The sequence below is a fragment of the Mammaliicoccus sciuri genome, from assembly GCF_002901825.1.
Classification (GTDB): domain Bacteria; phylum Bacillota; class Bacilli; order Staphylococcales; family Staphylococcaceae; genus Mammaliicoccus; species Mammaliicoccus sciuri.
This window is the reverse complement of record NZ_PPQD01000017.1, coordinates 232,940-251,048: the sequence shown is the minus strand read 5'-3', so window position 1 is coordinate 251,048 and position 18,109 is coordinate 232,940. Positions and strand designations below refer to the sequence as shown.

Below are 18,109 nucleotides of genomic sequence, written 5' to 3'. Positions count from 1 at the left end.
ATACGATTAAAGAATATCAAAAAATCACTTACAATTCAATCATATTACATAAGTATGCAATTATTTGAGCTGATTATTCTTTAATTTTGAAGGTTCGTATATTCAACTGCTATTTGTGTACCAATTTTAGCGTTATGCTCAACAAGTTTAATATTTGTTTCTAATGATTTACCTTCAGATTGCTTAACGATTTCACCTAATAGGAATGGTGTAGAATCTTTACCATGAATACCTTCTTCTTCAGCTTTAGCAACTGCTTTGTCAATAATACCATTGATGAAACTTGGTTCTAGTTGATCCTCTTCTGGAACTGGGTTAGCTACAACAATACCTGTTTCTAAACCTAAATCCCATTGCACTTCTGCTAGTTTCGCAATTGTACTTACTTCATCAATTCTTGTATTTAATTTAAGACCACTTTCTCTTGTAAAGAATGCTGGCAGTTCATCAGTTTGATATCCAACTACAGGTACTCCTTTTGTTTCTAAATATTCTAATGTTTTGTCTAAGTCTAGAATTGATTTAGCACCAGCACAAATGACAGCTACTTTCGTTTTAGAAAGTTCATCTAAGTCTGCAGAAATATCCATTGTATGCTCAGCACCTTTATGAACACCACCGATACCACCAGTAACAAAGAATTTAATGTCTGCTAATTGCGCACAAATCATTGTTGAAGCCACTGTTGTTGCACCAATTTTCTTAGTTGCTAATATTTCAGCGATATCTCTTCTAGAAACTTTTGATACATTTTCTGCACTTGCTAATAATTCTAATTCATCTTCGCTCAATCCAATTTTAATCTTTCCATCAATAATTGCGATTGTTGCTGGTACCCCACCATTATCTCTTACAATTTGTTCTACTTTTTGTGCCATTTCTACGTTTTGAGGATAAGGCATACCATGTGAAATAATTGTAGATTCTAAAGCAACAATTGCTTTACCTTCCTCTTTTGCTTTTTCTACTTCTTCTGAAAATTGAATATAGTTTTCCATTATAAAGCCTCCATGTCCTTAATTAATTGTTTTTTATCTAAATCTTGTCTCACTGTATAAGCTGTTTGAATTGTTTTAGATGCATTTGCTTTTGCCAAATCAATAATTTTGTCGATTTCAAATGATTTCAACCATCCATAAATTAAACCTGACGTAAAAGCATCACCAGCACCTGTTACATCAACGACATTATCTACTTTTTTAACTTCAAATTGACGTTGTCCTTCATCACCATCATAAATAATTTTATCTTTACCTGATGTCACAACTAAGTTCTTCACACCAAGTGATCTAATTTCACCAATGTATTGAATTAATTCCGCTTCTGTTTGTGCATCTTTACCTACGAAAGATTCAACTTCATCTTTATTTAATATGAGCCAATCAACCGCATGTAAGTTATGAGGTAGACGATTCATTTTAGGTCCAGATACTGCAATCAAGACTAATTTAATCTTTTTCTTCTCAGCGTATGAACATAAAAACTCTATCGTCTCTTTAGGACAGTTTAAATCTGCAATAATACATTTAGATTTATTAAGTAAGTATGTGTTCTTAATCATAAACTCCGGCGTAATTTTGTCATATACTGACATATCTGCAAATCCCATCGTCATACTGCCATGTTGATCTAACAATGCTGTATAACTTCCCGTTGATTCGCTAGAGATTTTCTCTACATAATCCACATTCATAAATGGTGATGATAAATCTGAAATATGTTGCCACTCTGCATCATTACCTGAAGTTGTTAATAACAGAACATCTTCACCGATACGTCCTAAATTCTCAGCAACATTTCTAGCAACACCACCAATAGAAGTTTCAGAGGTAACTGGATTTGAAGTACCTTTTACTAATTCGTCTGTAATATGAAATTTCCTATCTATGTTAGCCCCACCAATACAAACAATTGGATTTTGTTCATTTAATACATATGCTTTCCCTTGAACATATTCTTTCTTAACTAAACCTGAAATAATATTTGCAACTGCAGGTCTAGACAAACCAACTTTATCTGATAACTCTTGTTGGGATATAAAAGGATTTTCTTTTATTAAGTTAAGAATTAATTTTTCGTTTTCATTCATTGAATTCACCTCGCAAACATTTGTTTATTTTTCAAACTTTAGTTTACATTTTTAATTATAAAGCGTTTTCAGAATAATTGCAAATATAACATAAAAAAATTACACAAAAAGAAGCTAAGACATTACAAAATGCCTTAGCTTCGTATCAAAATTTTATTCACCTATAAAGTCTTGAATGACTGTTTCACATTTTTTAATGTGATCTTCGCCCATTTTTTTCATTAAATAATAACTAATTGAGCCAGCAACTGCTTGTCCAACTAATGGCACCCATCTTGATTGTTTTGCCGCTTCTCTTTTTACGACTGATCTAAAAATAACTTTTACCATTGCATTCGTTACTTTTTGACCTATAAACTGGCTACCTCTCATTGCAGCTGATGTTAAAACTTTTTGTTTTAGATCATCTTGCATTTTATTTACTTGCTTATGACTTAATCCATAAATTTTATTAATATCTTCAATGATATCGCCCATTAATTTAATATCCATACCAACACCAAGTCCTGGGATTGGTACTACATTTGCAGCTGAAGACATTAATGACTTCTTATGAATAATTTCTTTAGCTTTTTTTCTACGTTCTAACAATTCTTCTTGTGAAGTTGGTAATTCAGAACGCTTCTTTATTTCTTGTATACCAAATGCTTTATTGCCTGCTTTTGTCGTAATTTTATCGAAAATTCCCATTGTTTCCATTCTCCTCACAGTTCGATTATATTCAATCATTATTATAATAATATATACCCGAACTAGGAAATTTTAACCATTTATTTGTACGAATACGACTTTCAAGTATTTACTTGGTTTATAGTGAGGATGACTCTTGAAGTCTTTTGGTAATCCCATTACATCAGAGATTGTATAATCAACACCTAATTGATCTAATGTTTGATTTATCATTTTTTTGAATGCTTTTTGTGGGAAAGCACTTGAATTTGTACTTAACACTAAGTTACCATTCTCGTTTAATAATTCTAATGCACCTTCAATTAATTCAGGATAGTTTTTCTGAACACTAAAAGTCTTTTTCTTATTACGTGCGAAACTTGGTGGATCAATAACGACAACGTCATAACTTAAACCATGTCTTAAAGCATATTTGAAATAATCAAATACATCCATAATAAATATGTGGTTCTGATTAAGATCCATTGTATTTAAACCAAAGTTTGCTTCAGTTAATGGTCTAGCTCTATTAGCTAAATCCACACTTGTAGTTGATCGAGCATTTTCACTTGCTGCAACTGAAAATGCACCAGTATAACTAAATAGATTTAATATATCTTTATCTTGACTATAGTGATCTCTTAACTTTTTTCTAACATCTTTTTGATCTAAGAAAATACCTGTCATAGGTCCATCATCAAGATTAATATTATAGAACATATGGTTTTCTTCAATGACATACGGAAATTCTGGTGCTTCACCCGTTACGAAGTCTGACGCTGTTTCCATGCCTTTAAATCTTCTTTTTTCAAAAATTGATTTATAATCAAAGACTTCTTTAATTGCAGGTAATATTCTATCTTTCAATCGATATATGCCTACTGAGTACCATTGAACTAATAAATGACCGTCATAATGATCAATTGTCAGTCCACCAATTCCATCACCTTCAGCATTAAATAATCTATATGCATTGATACCATCTACATTTTCATAATATGCTCTATCATTTTTTGCTTCATCAAATAACTTTACAAAAAAGTTATGATCAATCTTTTCAGTTGAGTCTAATGATAATACCCAGCCTATACCTTTATTTTGTTCACCATAATATGCAGTTGCAATAAATCTTTTACCCGCATCAACAAGTGCGACTAATTCACCTTCATCCATATTAGGCATATCAAAAACGTCGTCTTTTTCAACTAGAGGATATCCTCTTAAATATTTATCTTCTTTTCCTTTTTTGAGCATTAATTGTTTCATTATATATTAGCCATCCTTTCGAAATGTCTCACATATTATAACGTATATTATTGAAAACACCAAAAAACAGAGTATTCCCCTTTAGAATACTCTGTTAACCGAATTTTATTAATCAAAATTTCCCCCAGAAAGTTTTGATCCCCTTATATGTAAACGCTTACTAAAGTTAGTATAAAGGATAAGATTATTCCACGCAATACATTTTTTGAATAAATTCATTAAAATAGTTTACTTATTACATATTTAAACTTTTAAATACAGCAATTGCTCGCGTAAATTATAAAATAAAAGACACTTTATTAAGCGCATATTGCTCAATAAAGTGTCTAACTATCTTGTGTATGATATTAAAATGATTTTTTCAAGTGAATGATAAATGCAGGTGTCACAAATAATAATAGTAAAAATGAAATTGGTGTGATAAACACGGAAAATTGTGAAGTTTGAATTGCTGATACAAAGAATGTCGTTGCAATTTCAAAGAATAATGCTGAAATGACAAACAACTTACCAAAATTATTTTTATTCTTATAATTTGTCGTGTAATTGAAGTATGCATATAAGATAATCAATAACATCAAAATAAATAATGTTAACCATTCAAAAACGTATTGAATTTGAGATAATTTCCATTCACCTGATAAGAATAAACCATTACGGTTATTAAACTCTATAAATGTAAATAAGAATAAAACTACAGTACTTATCCATTCTATATAACTTTTCTTTAACCATTTCGGTCTTCTCATCCATCTTGGAATATCGTCTTCTTCGATTTTAATAATCTCTTTCCATTTTTCATTACGTCGTTTTCTTTTAGCGATTGCCTCTTCAGAATTGAATTTTTCTAAAGTAGCCTGTTTGAAATTCTGTAATTTTTGGTAAAAACCTTCTGCTAAAGTATATATTTTTCTTGTTAAGCGATTATTTTTAACTCTTGAATATCTTTCTTCATGAAATTGTTCAATGTCTTCATCACTTACTGGTAATGATCTTCTTAAATATAAACTAATCCATACTGACATTTGACTCAGACACCATAACAGTATGAAGAATAAGTTTACACTCATAACGTCTATAGGTTTTACATTTTGAGTATCGATATTATGGTTCATTGCAAATTGTGAAATGAAATAACATAATCCATATGAAATAATAATCCATAAATAATGTTTCTTCCGATGCATTGGATTCAGTTCATTTTTATAAACGACATATCCCACATGAATTGCAAATGGAATAATAAATAAGAAAGATGCAAAACTATATACTTGGAACATGGTCATCATAATAACAATCATTAAAATAATTGTGAGTCCGATATAAAATATAGAAATATCATAATCGTAATGCGTCGTTCTTCTTAAAGTACGTCCTACTAATAATACAAACACACCAAATAGCAATACTATAATTGCTGCGATAACTGGAAAGTTACCGATATAATGGTGTAATATTCTTACTAATTCATCAAAAAAAGCTACAAAAAAGTCCCAAATATTATTGATATGGATATTACTTGAATCCTTGATATTATAATCTTTAATACGTGGTGCATTAAAAAGTATAAGTAATCCAGTAATCAAAATAAATATACCTATAATTCGACTAAAATGAACTTCCCAGCTTTTTTTCTTTATAGCCATGTTCTTCACCTCATTGAACATTATAATTGTTTCATTTTCAATTGTCTTTAATTATATTGAAAATCAGTCCCAAGTACTAGCAAGAAGTTTAAAACTTATATGTAGTTGGGTATATAATAATATCATAAATTTTAAAGGAGTGTTATTATGACTCATAATGATAAGCATAAAGAAGAAGCAGAAAAAGCTAAGAAAAAAGAACAAGAAAATAAGCAAGACAACAACAAAGGTCAAGATGAAACAAAAGAAAATATACAAGACACATTCGAATAAATAAATTTCATTATCGTGCCTAGTCGGGAGCGAAATCACAATTTGCGATTTCGCTCCCGATTTTATTTTGAATTTATTTTAATGACTTACAAATCATTTATTTAAGAAATTAATTTTATTTTTATGATTTACTATTGACAAAAAGATTAATAAGACTTATCTTATGGATAACAAATTAATAAATGCACTAGGGGTGTTTTGAAACTGAGACAGACATGAAAAGGTCTGAACCCTTTGTACCTGATCTAGATGATACTAGCGTAGGAAAGTGTTCGTAAATCATATAATATTCATTTTTAAATGATAACAATATTTTTGTGCGCTTCTATTTAGATATAGGAGTGCACATTTTTTTATATAAAAGGAGAATTTAACATGTCAAAAAGATTAACGTTATCAGATATTTTAGTAACTGTATTAATTGGTGCTTTGTTTGCAATCATTTATAAGTTCTTATGGATACCTTATGAAATTTTAAAACCACTTGGTCTACACTTAGAACAATCTGTATATGGTGTATGGTTTATTGCAGCAATTGTCACTTATTTAATTATTCAAAAGCCTGGTGTTGCCATTCTTGCTGAATTTGCTGCTGGCGCTGGAGAAACAATTGTAATGGGGCAATTCGATATTCCAACATTTATATATGCATTATTACAAGGTTTAGCTTGTGAAATCATCTTCCTAGCTGTTCGATATCAATCAAGAAAATTATCAGTTGCAGTAATAGCTGGAATGGCTGCAGGTATTATTACGTTACCAATTGATTGGTTCTATAATTACTTAGGTGACGTTGCTTTATGGAATGTTATTTTAATGTTTACGATTAGAATTTTAAGTGGTGCAATCGTTGCGGGTGCATTAGGCTATGCAATTGTAAAAGCACTTGACCAAACTGGTGTTACGAAATTGTTCAGACCAGCATCTAAAAAAGATTATGACTTATTATAGGAGTTATTCAATTGTTATCACTAAAAAATTTAAGACTAAAGTATCCTGATGATGAACGCATTATATTTAAAAATTTAAACATCAATATTAATGATAAAGAAAAAGTTCTGTTACTAGGTCCAAGTGGATCTGGTAAAAGTACATTATTAAATATATTAAGCGGTATTATACCGAGATCGATGGACATACCGATGAAAGTAGATTCAATCAATATCGATTCACTTCCGGGTGTTATTTTCCAAGATCCAGATACGCAGTTTTGTATGCCTGAGATTAAAGAAGAATTAGCATTTGTGCTTGAGAATATGAACATCGAACCTGATAAAATGGACGGATTTATAAAAAATGCCATGAAACAGGTAAATTTAAATGCTGATCCTTCACTAAAAATCAATCGTTTAAGTGGTGGTATGAAACAAAAATTAGCGATTGCTTCTATATTATTACAAGATACAAATACGTTATTTCTTGATGAACCGACAGCAATGCTTGATCATCAATCAACGACTCAACTATGGGATTTGATTATGGAGCATTGGACAAATCAAACCGTTGTAATCGTGGAACATAAAGTTGATTATATTTGGAATTATGTTGATAGAGTCATCGTGATGAATGAAAATGGTGAAATCACACATGATAGTACACCTCAAGATATATTAGATCATCATACAGACATATTAAATGAATACGGTGTATGGCATCCTAACTCATGGCGATATGCCCCAAAATTAACTAAACAGACTACTGAGCACAATCCGTTGTTAAATATAGAGCAGTTAGATGTACTACGTGGCTCCAAAAAACTATTTAGTATAGATGAATTAACGATTTCAAGTGGCGAATGGCTTACAATAACTGGACCAAATGGAACAGGTAAGACAACATTTTTAGAAACGATGATGCAGCTCATTAAATATAATGGTCAAATACTTTATAAGAATAAACACATCAAAAAAGTAAAAGATGCTTCTAAACATATGTATTTCGTTTATCAAAATCCAGAATTACAATTCATCGAAACATCTGTTTATCATGAAATATTTATCAATTATGCTTATCAAGATAAACAGACAGCTCATGACAAGACTCAAGACATGTTGACGTTATTAAAACTTAATCATGTGAAAGACCAACACCCTTTTGAATTATCAATAGGACAGAAAAAAAGATTAAGTGTCGCAACTGCATTAAGTACAAATTCTGAAATTATTTTACTGGATGAACCAACATTCGGTTTAGACAGTCACAACACCTTTGAACTCATCAAATTATTTCATGAGCGTGTACAAAATGGTCAAACTATCTTAATGATTACACATGAAAATGAGATCATTAATCGTTATGCTACTAGAAGATTGACGATCAAAGACGAGCAATTACATGTAAGCGGTGGTGAATCTCATGTTAACTAATTGGAAGAAATACTCTACATTTATTGATGATGTCAATATTCTAACGAAACTTATATTAGGTATCGCTCTATTTTTCTATGCGATATTTATTCATCAATTTGATTTCATGCTCTATTTAACGATTATTATGTTCCTTTATTTAATCATCATGAGCGGTGTGAGATGGTTACCACTATTAATCGTCATTGTAATCACTTTATTTTTCGGACTCACTTCTTCCTTATTTATGATTTTCTATGGTGAAGGAAGCGAAACAATTTTCAAGTTCGGCATTATTCATATTACTGAAGAAAGCTTTTTAAGAGGTATTCACGTAACCATGCGTACACTTGTTATTTCGTTTTACGGCATGGTTATACCATTTACTTCACAAATCATTTATGTGTTTTATAGTTTCATGCAACATTTAAAAGTCAAACCTAAAATTGCATATGCTTTCATGGCTTCTATACGCATGATACCTCTTATGTTTAGCTCTTTTATGCAGTTAAGACAAGCTTTAAAGATGCGTTATGCAGTTATAGATAAAAGTAACCGCAAAGCCTTAAAATGGATACACCATTTGCTCATTCCAACGTTAAGTCAAAGTATAAGAAAATCTCATAGGTTAGCTGTTGCAATGGAAGCAAAAGGATTCACAAACGGCAAAAGAACTTTCTATTATAAGGTACCTTTCACTAAAAATGATTTATATTTCATTTTAATGACGATTGCACTCGTTGCTGTTGCATATTTATTAAATATTTATTTACCTATAACACACATTTCAGATATTCGATAACATTGCGTTATATTTGACCATACCTTTCCCTAAAAGAATGAAATATAGCGCAATGAAAAGGCTGAGACAAACTTTGTTGTCTCAGCCTTTAATTATAATTTATATGCTTTTAATGCTTTATGCCCAATATCATTTCTATAGAATAATTGTTCACTTTTAATATGTTTGACTTGTTCATATGCATGTTTTTGAGCCGTTTCAATATTATCACCCGTACCGATAACTATCATGACACGTCCACCGTTATTTTCATACTTGCCTGCTGAATTCTTCTTCAAAGCACTCACAAAATATTGATCTACATGCTCTAAACCTTCAACTGAATATCCTTTATCATAATCACCTGGATATCCTTTAGATGCTAATACGACACCAACAACACTTTCATCTTTCCATTCTAATGTTATGGGTTCTTTATGATACACCTTGTTTAATATTTCAATAAAATCAGAATCTAATTTAGTCAATAATACTTGTGCCTCTGGATCACCGAATCTTGCATTAAATTCAATTACTTTTGGTCCTTCTTTTGTTAAAATTGCGCCAATATAAATCAAACCAAAATAGTTAATGCCTTCACTCACTAAAGCATCCGCAATAGGTTGTGCGATTTTTTGATTCGTTTCTTCCAATACATCATCCGTAATATGTGGTACCGGACAGTATGCGCCCATACCACCTGTATTTGGACCTTTATCACCATCGAATGCACGTTTATGATCTTGGGCGATACAATCAAATGGAACTGCATATGATTGATTCACAAATGTCATAACTGAATATTCTTCTCCATCAAGAAACTCTTCGAATACTACTTTTTCATGAGGTGTTTGATATAAAGTTTCTACGCCTTCCCTTGCTTCTTCACGTGTTAAAGCAACGATTACACCTTTACCGGCTGCAAGTCCATCTTTTTTAAGTACAATAGGTATTTTGCACTGCTCAACATAATTGATTGCTTCTTCTTTTGTTGTGATTGTCTTATATTCTGCAGTTGGAATATGATACTTTTCCATAATCTTTTTCGCAAATTCTTTAGAACCTTCTAATTGTGCTGCTTCTTTATTTGGTCCGAAGACTTTAGCATTTGTTTCCTCTAATACATCTGTTAAACCATCTATTAAAGGTTGTTCAGGTCCAATTATTACCCATTCAATATTGTTTTGTTCTACAAAAGATTTTATAGCTAAATGATCATTTTCTTGAATATCCGATACAATTGTCGCAACTTCTTCCATTGCATCATTACCCGGAATGACGAAGACTTCATTTACTAATTTAGACGATTGACATTTTTGAGCTAACGCATGTTCTCTTCCACCTGATCCTATAACAAGTACTTTCATATTGACCTCCTAATGTTTAAAGTGTCTCATACCAGTAAATACCATACTGATTCCATATTTATTTGCCATATCTATTGAATCTTGATCTTTAATTGACCCACCTGGTTGGATAATTGTTTTAATACCTGCTTTTGCTGCTGTTTCTACAGTGTCACCCATTGGGAAAAATCCATCTGAGGCTAATGCTACATTTTCATTCATTTCAATTGCACGATCAATTGCTATTTTTGCAGAGCCAACTCTATTCATTTGTCCAGCACCTACACCAACAGTTTGGTGATCGTTTGCTAGTACAATAGCATTACTTTTAACTGAGCGGACAACTTTCCATCCAAGTTCTAACGCTTTCCATTGTGCTTCAGTTGGTTCAACATCTGTAACGACTTTCATTTCTTCACGCGTTAATGTTGCATTATCTTTATCTTGAACTAAATATCCACCTGATACGGATACGAATTCTTGCTCGTCTTGCGTTTCAGTCATATCAATTTCTAGTAATCTAATATTCTTCTTCGCTGTTAAGACTTCTAAAGCTTCTTTGTCATAGCTTGGCGCAATAATGACTTCCAAGAAAATAGAATGTAATTTTTCAGCTAATTCCTTTGTAACGGGTCTATTTAAAGCGACAATACCACCAAAAATAGATTGTGAATCTGCTTCATATGCATAATCGTACGCTTCTTCAATTGATGCGCCTACACCAACACCACATGGGTTCATATGTTTCACTGCAACAGCTGCAGGTTGTTCAAACTTTTTAATAAGTGATAAAGTTGCATCAGCATCTTTAATGTTATTAAAGCTTAAAGCTTTACCATGTAATTGTTTAGCGCTAGCTAATGTATTTGGTTCATTTGAAGTCTTTACAAAAGTAGCATTTTGTTGAGGGTTTTCACCATATCTTAATGTTTCTGACGTATTTCCAAAAAATTCAACAATCGCATTGTCATAATCATTTGTATGTTTAAATACTTTAACCATTAATGATTTACGATAATTTTCATCAAGTTTGTCAGAAGCAATACGTTCAATGACTTCGTTATAATCAGCAGGATCTACGACTGTTGTAACAAATTTGAAGTTCTTTGCTGCTGCACGTAACATAGTTGGTCCACCGATATCGATGTTTTCAATTGCTTCATCTTCTGTTACATCTTCTTTCTTGACAGTTTCTTTAAATGGATATAAATTTACGACTACTAAATCAATTAAGTCGATGTCTTGTTCTTTTAATGCTGTTAAATGTTCAGGAATAGAACGATTTGCAAGAATCCCTCCATGTACACCTGGATGTAAAGTTTTGACTCTTCCATCCATTATTTCTGGAAAGTTTGTTAACTCTGAAACTGAATATACTTCAATCCCAGCATTTTCAAGTGCCTTTTTAGTACCACCAGTTGAAAAGATTTTATAATCATTTTCTATTAATTTGCTTGCGAAATCTTCTATATTTGTTTTATCTGACACACTTAATATTGCATTCTTCATTTTGTAAAGACTCCTTTATTGAATAATTTCTTTCATAACACGTGGATATAGTTCGTATTCTAAGTTCTGTATTCTTAATTGTAATGTCTCTCTCGTATCATCTGGATATACTTTACAGCTTAATTGATCGATGATTTCGCCAGTATCCATACCACTATCAACGTAATGAACAGTTGCTCCTGTAACACGTACACCGTAATCTAATGCTTGCCCAACAGCGTCCTTACCAGGAAAACTTGGTAATATTGATGGATGAATATTCAACATTTTACCTTCATATTGTTTTAATAATGTAGGACCAACGATTTTCATATATCCTGCTAAAATAACCCAACTTACACGATCTTGAGCTAATCTTGTGAGTAGTGCTTCTTCATATTCTTTTTTACTATCGTAAGTTCTTGGATCAATGATATAAACTGGTAAATTAAATCGTCTTGCTCTTTCTATGCAAAAAGCATTAGGGTTATCTGTATACAATGCTGTTACCTCTATATGGTCTAAATAACCTGCTTCGATATTTTCCATTATTTTCTCAAAGTTCGATCCATTTCCTGATGCAAATACTGCTATTTTAATCATGATTGAACCCCCGTCAATTTGACCTGACCTGTTCCGTTTGAAATTTCACCTATTACATATGCTTCTTCATTTTTTGCTTTCAAGATATCTAAAGTTTCTTGTGCATCTTCTTTATTGACGATAAGTACAAAGCCAATGCCCATATTAAACACATTATACATTTCCTGTGCTTCAATCTTTCCTTGCTCTTTTAACCAATGGAATATTTGTGGTACTTCATATGATTGAACATCGATATGTGCATCTTTATTTTCTGGAATAGCTCTTGGAATATTTTCAATAAATCCTCCGCCAGTAATGTGTGACATACCTTTAACTTTTACTTTATCTAATACGGCAAGAACAGGTTTAACATATAACTTTGTTGGTTCAAGAAAAGTTTCTAAATACGTTCTCTCATCATCAAATGCATCATTTAAGTTAATTTGACTTTCTTTAATTAAGTTTCTAACTAAACTGTAGCCGTTTGAATGTATACCACTTGATGTAATACCAATTATGACGTCACCTTCATCAACTTCACTGCCATCTATATAGTCATCTTTTTCAACAGCGCCAACACAAAATCCTGCGATATCATATTCTCCTTGATGGTACATTTCGCCCATTTCTGCAGTTTCTCCGCCAATTAATGCACAGTTCGTTTCTTTACAACCGACAGATACACCTGAAACAATCGCTTCAATCGTTTCAGGATTTACTTTATTCGTCGCAATATAATCAAGGAAATACAAAGGTTCTGCACCAGTCGTTAAAATATCATTCACACACATCGCAACGGCATCGATACCAATTGTGTCATGTTTGTTATAATCAATTGCAAGTTTAAGCTTTGTACCAACACCATCTGTTCCAGAAACAAGAACTGGTTTCTTCATATTTAATTGTGACAGATCAAATGCAGCACCAAAGCCGCCTAAACCACCTAGTACTTCCTTTCTCATCGTGCTTTGAACATGTGACTTCATTCTATTGACCGCTTCATAACCAGCTTCAATATCTACACCAGATGCTTTATATGCTTTCGACATTAAGATTACCCTCTTTATCAAAGTATTGTTTATTACTAGCTAAATAAGCTTTTTGACGTGGACTTAAGTTTTGATAATATCTTTCTTCATAGTCATAAAGACCTGCTGGATAGTCACCAGTAAAGCTTTCTACACATAGTCCACGATAAGGTACGTCTTTATCTAACCCTATTGATCGTATTAAGCCATCAACTGATAAATATGCAAGTGAATCTGCACCAATATAATCTCTAATTTCTTCAGGTGATTTATGTGCAGAAATTAGCTCAGCAGATGTCGACACATCGATACCATAGAAACTTGGAAACATGAATTCTGGTGATGCGATACGTACGTGCACTTCATTTGCTCCAGCGTCTTTTAACATTCTAACGATACGTTTACTCGTAGTTCCTCTCACAATAGAATCATCAACAAGCACGATATTTTTACCATGTACGATATCTTTTACAGCTGATAATTTCACGCGTACACCTTGTTCTCTTAATTCCTGTGTCGGTTGGATAAATGTTCGAGCGACATATTGATTTTTTACAAGACCCATTTCATAAGGTAAATGACTTTCTTCTGCAAAACCAGATGCTGCTGAAAGTGAAGAGTTTGGTACACCGATTACCATATCAGCATTTAAAGCCGGACTTTCTTGAGCTAATTTTTTCCCTGATGCTTTGCGAACTGCATGAACGTTCTTACCAGCAATTGTGGAGTCCGGTCTTGCAAAGTAAATGTACTCCATCGCTGAAATCGCAGTCGTTGTTTCCGTTGTGTACGATTCAACTCTTATACCATCATCATTTATGACAATATATTCGCCTGCATGAATATCTCTTACAAACTCTGCACCGAGTACATCAATTGCACATGTCTCACTAGCAATAATATAAGCACCCGTCTTCATTCTACCTACAGCTAATGGTCTTATTGCATTTGGGTCAACAGCGCCATATAATGCATCTTTTGTTAATAATGCAAATGTGAAACCACCTTTAACTGTATTCAAACTTTCTTTCAATGCTTCTTCGAAAGTAGGCGCTTTACTTCTTCTTATAAGGTGCATAATCACTTCCGTATCAGAAGAAGAATGGAAAATTGCACCTTCTTGTTCTAATTCTTTTCTTAAGCTTTGCGCATTGACTAAATTACCATTGTGGCAAACACCAACACTCATATCATAAAAGTGATATAAAAATGGTTGAATATTTTCAATTCCTTTGTTGCCTGAAGTTGCATATCTTACATGCCCTATTGCATGTTGATTCCTTTTAAAATCTTCTAATTGTGTATCCGTAATGGCATCAGATAATAAACCTAATCCTCTTTCACCTTTTAACTTGAAACCGTTTGAAGTTACAATTCCTGCACCTTCTTGACCTCTATGTTGTAAACTATGAAGACCCATATATGTGAGTTGTGCAGATTCTGGATGATTCCATATACCAAATACGCCGCATTCTTCATTTAAACTCTTGATTTCATGCATTGAGCTATTGCCCCTTTCAATTGCTCATTCAAATCAGATACATTGTATTTAATTTGAGCAGCATCATTTTTAATCGTAAATTGAACATTATCAGTAACACGACCTATTTCAACGGCATCATCAATATCTATAGATTGTCCTTCTTTAACGACAACAATATATCTACCTTGAGTTTCACTAAATAATTGAGCATTTGTTACTGGTAAAGTCACATCTAATCCTAAGTTAAAGTGTGTAGCTATTTTTGCAAGTCCAATAGCAAGACCACCTTTACCAACAGCTTGCGTGTGTGAAATTTTGCCTGAACGTATTGCATCTTTAATTTGTTCTCCACGTTTTACTTCTACTGATAAATCAATTGAACTTGGTTCATGATTAACTTCTTTAAATATTAACTTTTCAATCTGACTACCACCAAAGTCATCTTTTGTTTCTCCGACTACAAATACACGATCATTTACTTGTGGTTGATAATCATTTAAATACGTGACATCTTCAATTAAACCAACCATACCGACTACAGGTGTAGGGAAAATTGATGTCCCTTTTGTTTCATTGTATAAAGAAACATTACCTGATACGACAGGTGTATTTAAAGCCTCACAAGCTTCTGCCATTCCTTTAGTAGAATCTGCAAGTTGTTGATAAATATCTTTCTTCTCAGGAGAACCATAGTTTAAACAATCCGTCATTGCTAATGGTTTAGCACCTACAGAAATTAAATTTCTATATGCTTCTGCAACAACCATTTTTCCACCTTCATATGGATTGTTATAAACATATCTCGCTTCTCCATCTATAGTAGAAGCAATAGCTTTATTTGTACCTTCCACTCTCACAACTCCAGCACTAATACCTGGCTTGATAATTGTATTGGCACCAACTTGTTGGTCATATTGGTCATATGCATAATGCTTAGATGCAATTGTTGGATGATTGATTAATTTCTGGAAAACTTCTTCAACATTGATTTCATCATATTGATTATCATTTTGATCAAATTCTTTTGCTTCACCTTCAAGAATATAAACGGGTGCTTCATCAGCTAACGGTTCCACAGGAATATCAGCGTATATTTCATCTTCATAAGATAAGACAAATCTATTTGTATCCGTTACTTCACCTATTACGGCAGAATCTAATTCATGATGTTCAAACAAATCTAAGAATTTTTGTTCTGTACCTTTTTCAACTACTAATAACATACGCTCTTGTGTTTCTGAAAGCATCATTTCATATGGTGAGATGCCTTTTTCTCTTGTTGGTACTTTCTCTAAATGCAGATGAATACCACTTTCACCTTTAGCTGCCATTTCAGAAGAAGATGATGTTAATCCTGCTGCTCCCATGTCTTGAATACCTACTAATTCAGGATAAGTAATTGCTTCTAAAGTTGCTTCCATTAATTTTTTACCTACAAATGGATCCCCAATTTGTACAGAAGGTCTTTTACTTTCAGATGCTTCACTTAGCTCTTCAGATGCAAAAGTTGCACCGTGAATACCGTCTCTACCCGTTTTTAATCCAACATAGATAACTGGGTTTCCAATACCTTTAGCAGTACCTTTTTGAATTTTGTCATGATCTATAATACCAACACACATTGCATTAACAAGTGGATTACCATCATATCTTTCATCAAATTCAATCTCACCTGCTACTGTTGGTATACCGATACAGTTTCCATAACCACCGATACCTTTTACAACACCACTAAACAATCTACGGTTTGTCTTATTTGATAATTCGCCAAATCTTAAACTATTTAATAAAGAAATAGGTCTTGCTCCGATTGATACGATATCGCGGATTATACCGCCAACACCTGTTGCAGCACCTTGATAAGGTTCAATTGCTGAAGGATGGTTATGAGATTCTACTTTAAACACGACTGCTTGATTATCACCGATATCTACAACACCAGCACCTTCACCTGGACCCATTAAGACATGTTCACCAGAAGTAGGGAATTGTTTTAAAAATGGTTTAGAATGTTTATATGAGCAATGTTCACTCCACATTACCGAGAATATACCTATTTCAGTAAAGTTCGGTTTGCGTCCTAAAATGCTTACGACCTTTTGATATTCTTCGTCAGTTAAACCCATATCTCTATATAAATATTCTTTTTCAATTTCTTCTATACTAGGTTCTAAAAACTTAGACATGTTGTTCCCTCCAACTTTCGATCATAGATTGAAATAATTTAACGCCACTATCTGAACCAAGTAATGTTTCCATGGCACGTTCTGGATGAGGCATCATCCCACAAACATTTCCTTCTTTATTCGTAATTCCAGCTATATCTTTGTATGAACCATTAGGATTATCATTGTAAGTTAAAATAATTTGATTATGATTAACAAGTTCTTCGTATAATACATCTGTACAATAATAGTGACCTTCACCATGCGCAACAGGATAAATGACAGTTTCATCTTTTTCATACTGATGTGTGAATTTCGTTTCATTATTCACGATTGTTAACGATTCATTTCTACTTACAAATAAATGACTGTCGTTATGTAACAGTGCACCTGGTAACAAACCAACCTCTGTTAAGATTTGGAATCCATTACATACGCCAAGTACTGGTTTACCTTCACTTGCAAGTCTTTTCACTTCACTAATAATTGGTGCTACGCGTGCCATTGCACCTGATCTTAAATAATCACCAAATGAGAAGCCTCCAGGTATTAATACACCATCAAAACCTTCAAGAGAAGTTTCTCTATAGTCTACATATGCCGCTTCGACACCTGAACGTTTAGCAGCATTATACATATCACGATCGCAATTAGATCCTGGAAATACTAATACAGCTAATTTCATTATGCGTTCTCCTTATCTTCTAAGATTTTAAAACTATATTCTTCAATAACCGTATTGGCAAATAGCTTCTCACTTAAAGTATTAACGACATTCTTGATTGAATTATCATCTGTTTCATCAACAGTCATGTAAATAACTTTACCAACTCTTATATCATTGACTTGTTCATAACCTAAATCATGTACCGCTCTATTTAAAGCTTGTCCTTGTGTATCTAATACTTGACCTTGTAACGTAATATGCAATTCAATCTTTTTCAT

17 protein-coding genes and 1 riboswitch are annotated in these 18,109 nt (G+C 32.6%); of the genes, 4 read left to right on the top strand and 13 right to left on the bottom strand.

What is annotated here, in order from left to right; genetic code table 11:
* Positions 1 to 80: 80 nt before the first annotated feature.
* The 5 genes from CD035_RS03660 to auxA all read right to left on the bottom strand — a co-directional run bounded on the left by CD035_RS03660 (position 81) and on the right by auxA (position 5,670).
* Positions 81 to 998, bottom strand: coding sequence for a pseudouridine-5'-phosphate glycosidase (locus tag CD035_RS03660; RefSeq protein WP_048542209.1), 918 nt, complete (start codon positions 996 to 998; stop codon positions 81 to 83).
* Positions 998 to 2,089 carry a carbohydrate kinase gene (locus CD035_RS03655; RefSeq protein ID WP_048542207.1) on the bottom strand — a complete coding sequence of 364 codons (1,092 nt, stop codon included), beginning with the start codon at positions 2,087 to 2,089 and terminating at the stop codon, positions 998 to 1,000. Before CD035_RS03655 ends, CD035_RS03660 begins: the two co-directional genes overlap by 1 nt.
* 153 nt (positions 2,090 to 2,242) lie before the next feature.
* A complete protein-coding gene (locus tag CD035_RS03650) occupies positions 2,243 to 2,779 on the bottom strand; it encodes a hypothetical protein (protein WP_048542205.1) in 537 nt (178 codons plus the stop codon).
* 72 nt (positions 2,780 to 2,851) lie between these two features.
* Positions 2,852 to 4,024, bottom strand: coding sequence for a class I SAM-dependent rRNA methyltransferase (locus CD035_RS03645; protein ID WP_048542203.1), 1,173 nt, complete (start codon positions 4,022 to 4,024; stop codon positions 2,852 to 2,854).
* 347 nt (positions 4,025 to 4,371) lie between these two features.
* Positions 4,372 to 5,670, bottom strand: a complete 1,299-nt coding sequence (auxA, locus tag CD035_RS03640; RefSeq protein ID WP_048542200.1) for a lipoteichoic acid stability factor AuxA — start codon at positions 5,668 to 5,670, stop codon at positions 4,372 to 4,374.
* 147 nt (positions 5,671 to 5,817) lie between these two features.
* Here auxA and CD035_RS14210 point away from each other — a divergent pair, with 147 nt between their 5' ends.
* The 4 genes from CD035_RS14210 to CD035_RS03625 all read left to right on the top strand — a co-directional run bounded on the left by CD035_RS14210 (position 5,818) and on the right by CD035_RS03625 (position 9,090).
* Positions 5,818 to 5,943, top strand: a complete 126-nt coding sequence (locus CD035_RS14210; protein ID WP_255201038.1) for a hypothetical protein — start codon at positions 5,818 to 5,820, stop codon at positions 5,941 to 5,943.
* A gap of 179 nt (positions 5,944 to 6,122) precedes the next feature.
* Positions 6,123 to 6,227, top strand: a riboswitch (TPP riboswitch).
* A gap of 91 nt (positions 6,228 to 6,318) precedes the next feature.
* Positions 6,319 to 6,894, top strand: coding sequence for an ECF transporter S component (locus CD035_RS03635; RefSeq protein WP_048542198.1), 576 nt, complete (start codon positions 6,319 to 6,321; stop codon positions 6,892 to 6,894).
* A gap of 11 nt (positions 6,895 to 6,905) precedes the next feature.
* Positions 6,906 to 8,309: an ABC transporter ATP-binding protein gene (locus tag CD035_RS03630; protein ID WP_048542196.1), complete on the top strand. Its 1,404-nt coding sequence runs from the start codon at positions 6,906 to 6,908 to the stop codon at positions 8,307 to 8,309.
* A complete protein-coding gene (locus CD035_RS03625) occupies positions 8,299 to 9,090 on the top strand; it encodes an energy-coupling factor transporter transmembrane component T family protein (RefSeq protein WP_048542195.1) in 792 nt (263 codons plus the stop codon). Before CD035_RS03630 ends, CD035_RS03625 begins: the two co-directional genes overlap by 11 nt.
* A gap of 92 nt (positions 9,091 to 9,182) precedes the next feature.
* Here CD035_RS03625 and purD read toward each other — a convergent pair whose 3' ends face one another.
* Genes purD through purS form a run of 8 tightly spaced genes read right to left on the bottom strand, consistent with a single transcriptional unit; the run spans position 9,183 to position 18,109 of the window.
* On the bottom strand, positions 9,183 to 10,436 hold the full coding sequence (purD, locus tag CD035_RS03620; protein ID WP_048542194.1) for a phosphoribosylamine--glycine ligase: 1,254 nt from the start codon (positions 10,434 to 10,436) through the stop codon (positions 9,183 to 9,185).
* A gap of 9 nt (positions 10,437 to 10,445) precedes the next feature.
* The gene (gene purH / locus CD035_RS03615) at positions 10,446 to 11,924 is read right to left on the bottom strand and encodes a bifunctional phosphoribosylaminoimidazolecarboxamide formyltransferase/IMP cyclohydrolase (protein WP_048542192.1); all 1,479 of its coding nucleotides are present in this window, start codon (positions 11,922 to 11,924) and stop codon (positions 10,446 to 10,448) included.
* A gap of 15 nt (positions 11,925 to 11,939) precedes the next feature.
* Positions 11,940 to 12,506, bottom strand: coding sequence for a phosphoribosylglycinamide formyltransferase (purN, locus tag CD035_RS03610; RefSeq protein ID WP_048542190.1), 567 nt, complete (start codon positions 12,504 to 12,506; stop codon positions 11,940 to 11,942).
* Positions 12,503 to 13,537, bottom strand: coding sequence for a phosphoribosylformylglycinamidine cyclo-ligase (purM, locus tag CD035_RS03605; RefSeq protein ID WP_048542188.1), 1,035 nt, complete (start codon positions 13,535 to 13,537; stop codon positions 12,503 to 12,505). Before purM ends, purN begins: the two co-directional genes overlap by 4 nt.
* A complete protein-coding gene (gene purF / locus CD035_RS03600; RefSeq protein WP_048542184.1) occupies positions 13,521 to 15,017 on the bottom strand; it encodes an amidophosphoribosyltransferase in 1,497 nt (498 codons plus the stop codon). Before purF ends, purM begins: the two co-directional genes overlap by 17 nt.
* Positions 14,996 to 17,185: a phosphoribosylformylglycinamidine synthase subunit PurL gene (gene purL, locus CD035_RS03595; protein WP_048542183.1), complete on the bottom strand. Its 2,190-nt coding sequence runs from the start codon at positions 17,183 to 17,185 to the stop codon at positions 14,996 to 14,998. The genes purF and purL overlap by 22 nt, the downstream gene beginning before the upstream one ends.
* Positions 17,178 to 17,849, bottom strand: a complete 672-nt coding sequence (gene purQ / locus CD035_RS03590) for a phosphoribosylformylglycinamidine synthase subunit PurQ (RefSeq protein ID WP_048542181.1) — start codon at positions 17,847 to 17,849, stop codon at positions 17,178 to 17,180. The genes purL and purQ overlap by 8 nt, the downstream gene beginning before the upstream one ends.
* A complete protein-coding gene (purS, locus tag CD035_RS03585; protein WP_048542179.1) occupies positions 17,849 to 18,109 on the bottom strand; it encodes a phosphoribosylformylglycinamidine synthase subunit PurS in 261 nt (86 codons plus the stop codon). Before purS ends, purQ begins: the two co-directional genes overlap by 1 nt.

Excerpts from the sequence above, each read along its gene's own strand:
- CD035_RS03660 (WP_048542209.1), bottom strand. The coding sequence starts at position 998 with ATGGAAAACTATATTCAATTTTCAGAAGAAGTAGAAAAAGCAAAAGAG.
- CD035_RS03655 (WP_048542207.1), bottom strand. The coding sequence starts at position 2,089 with ATGAATGAAAACGAAAAATTAATTCTTAACTTAATAAAAGAAAATCCT.
- CD035_RS03650 (WP_048542205.1), bottom strand. The coding sequence starts at position 2,779 with ATGGGAATTTTCGATAAAATTACGACAAAAGCAGGCAATAAAGCATTT.
- CD035_RS03645 (WP_048542203.1), bottom strand. The coding sequence starts at position 4,024 with ATGAAACAATTAATGCTCAAAAAAGGAAAAGAAGATAAATATTTAAGA.
- auxA (WP_048542200.1), bottom strand. The coding sequence starts at position 5,670 with ATGGCTATAAAGAAAAAAAGCTGGGAAGTTCATTTTAGTCGAATTATA.
- CD035_RS14210 (WP_255201038.1), top strand. The coding sequence starts at position 5,818 with ATGACTCATAATGATAAGCATAAAGAAGAAGCAGAAAAAGCTAAGAAA.
- CD035_RS03635 (WP_048542198.1), top strand. The coding sequence starts at position 6,319 with ATGTCAAAAAGATTAACGTTATCAGATATTTTAGTAACTGTATTAATT.
- CD035_RS03625 (WP_048542195.1), top strand. The coding sequence starts at position 8,299 with ATGTTAACTAATTGGAAGAAATACTCTACATTTATTGATGATGTCAAT.
- purD (WP_048542194.1), bottom strand. The coding sequence starts at position 10,436 with ATGAAAGTACTTGTTATAGGATCAGGTGGAAGAGAACATGCGTTAGCT.
- purH (WP_048542192.1), bottom strand. The coding sequence starts at position 11,924 with ATGAAGAATGCAATATTAAGTGTGTCAGATAAAACAAATATAGAAGAT.
- purN (WP_048542190.1), bottom strand. The coding sequence starts at position 12,506 with ATGATTAAAATAGCAGTATTTGCATCAGGAAATGGATCGAACTTTGAG.
- purM (WP_048542188.1), bottom strand. The coding sequence starts at position 13,537 with ATGTCGAAAGCATATAAAGCATCTGGTGTAGATATTGAAGCTGGTTAT.
- purF (WP_048542184.1), bottom strand. The coding sequence starts at position 15,017 with ATGCATGAAATCAAGAGTTTAAATGAAGAATGCGGCGTATTTGGTATA.
- purL (WP_048542183.1), bottom strand. The coding sequence starts at position 17,185 with ATGTCTAAGTTTTTAGAACCTAGTATAGAAGAAATTGAAAAAGAATAT.
- purQ (WP_048542181.1), bottom strand. The coding sequence starts at position 17,849 with ATGAAATTAGCTGTATTAGTATTTCCAGGATCTAATTGCGATCGTGAT.
- purS (WP_048542179.1), bottom strand. The coding sequence starts at position 18,109 with ATGAAAAAGATTGAATTGCATATTACGTTACAAGGTCAAGTATTAGAT.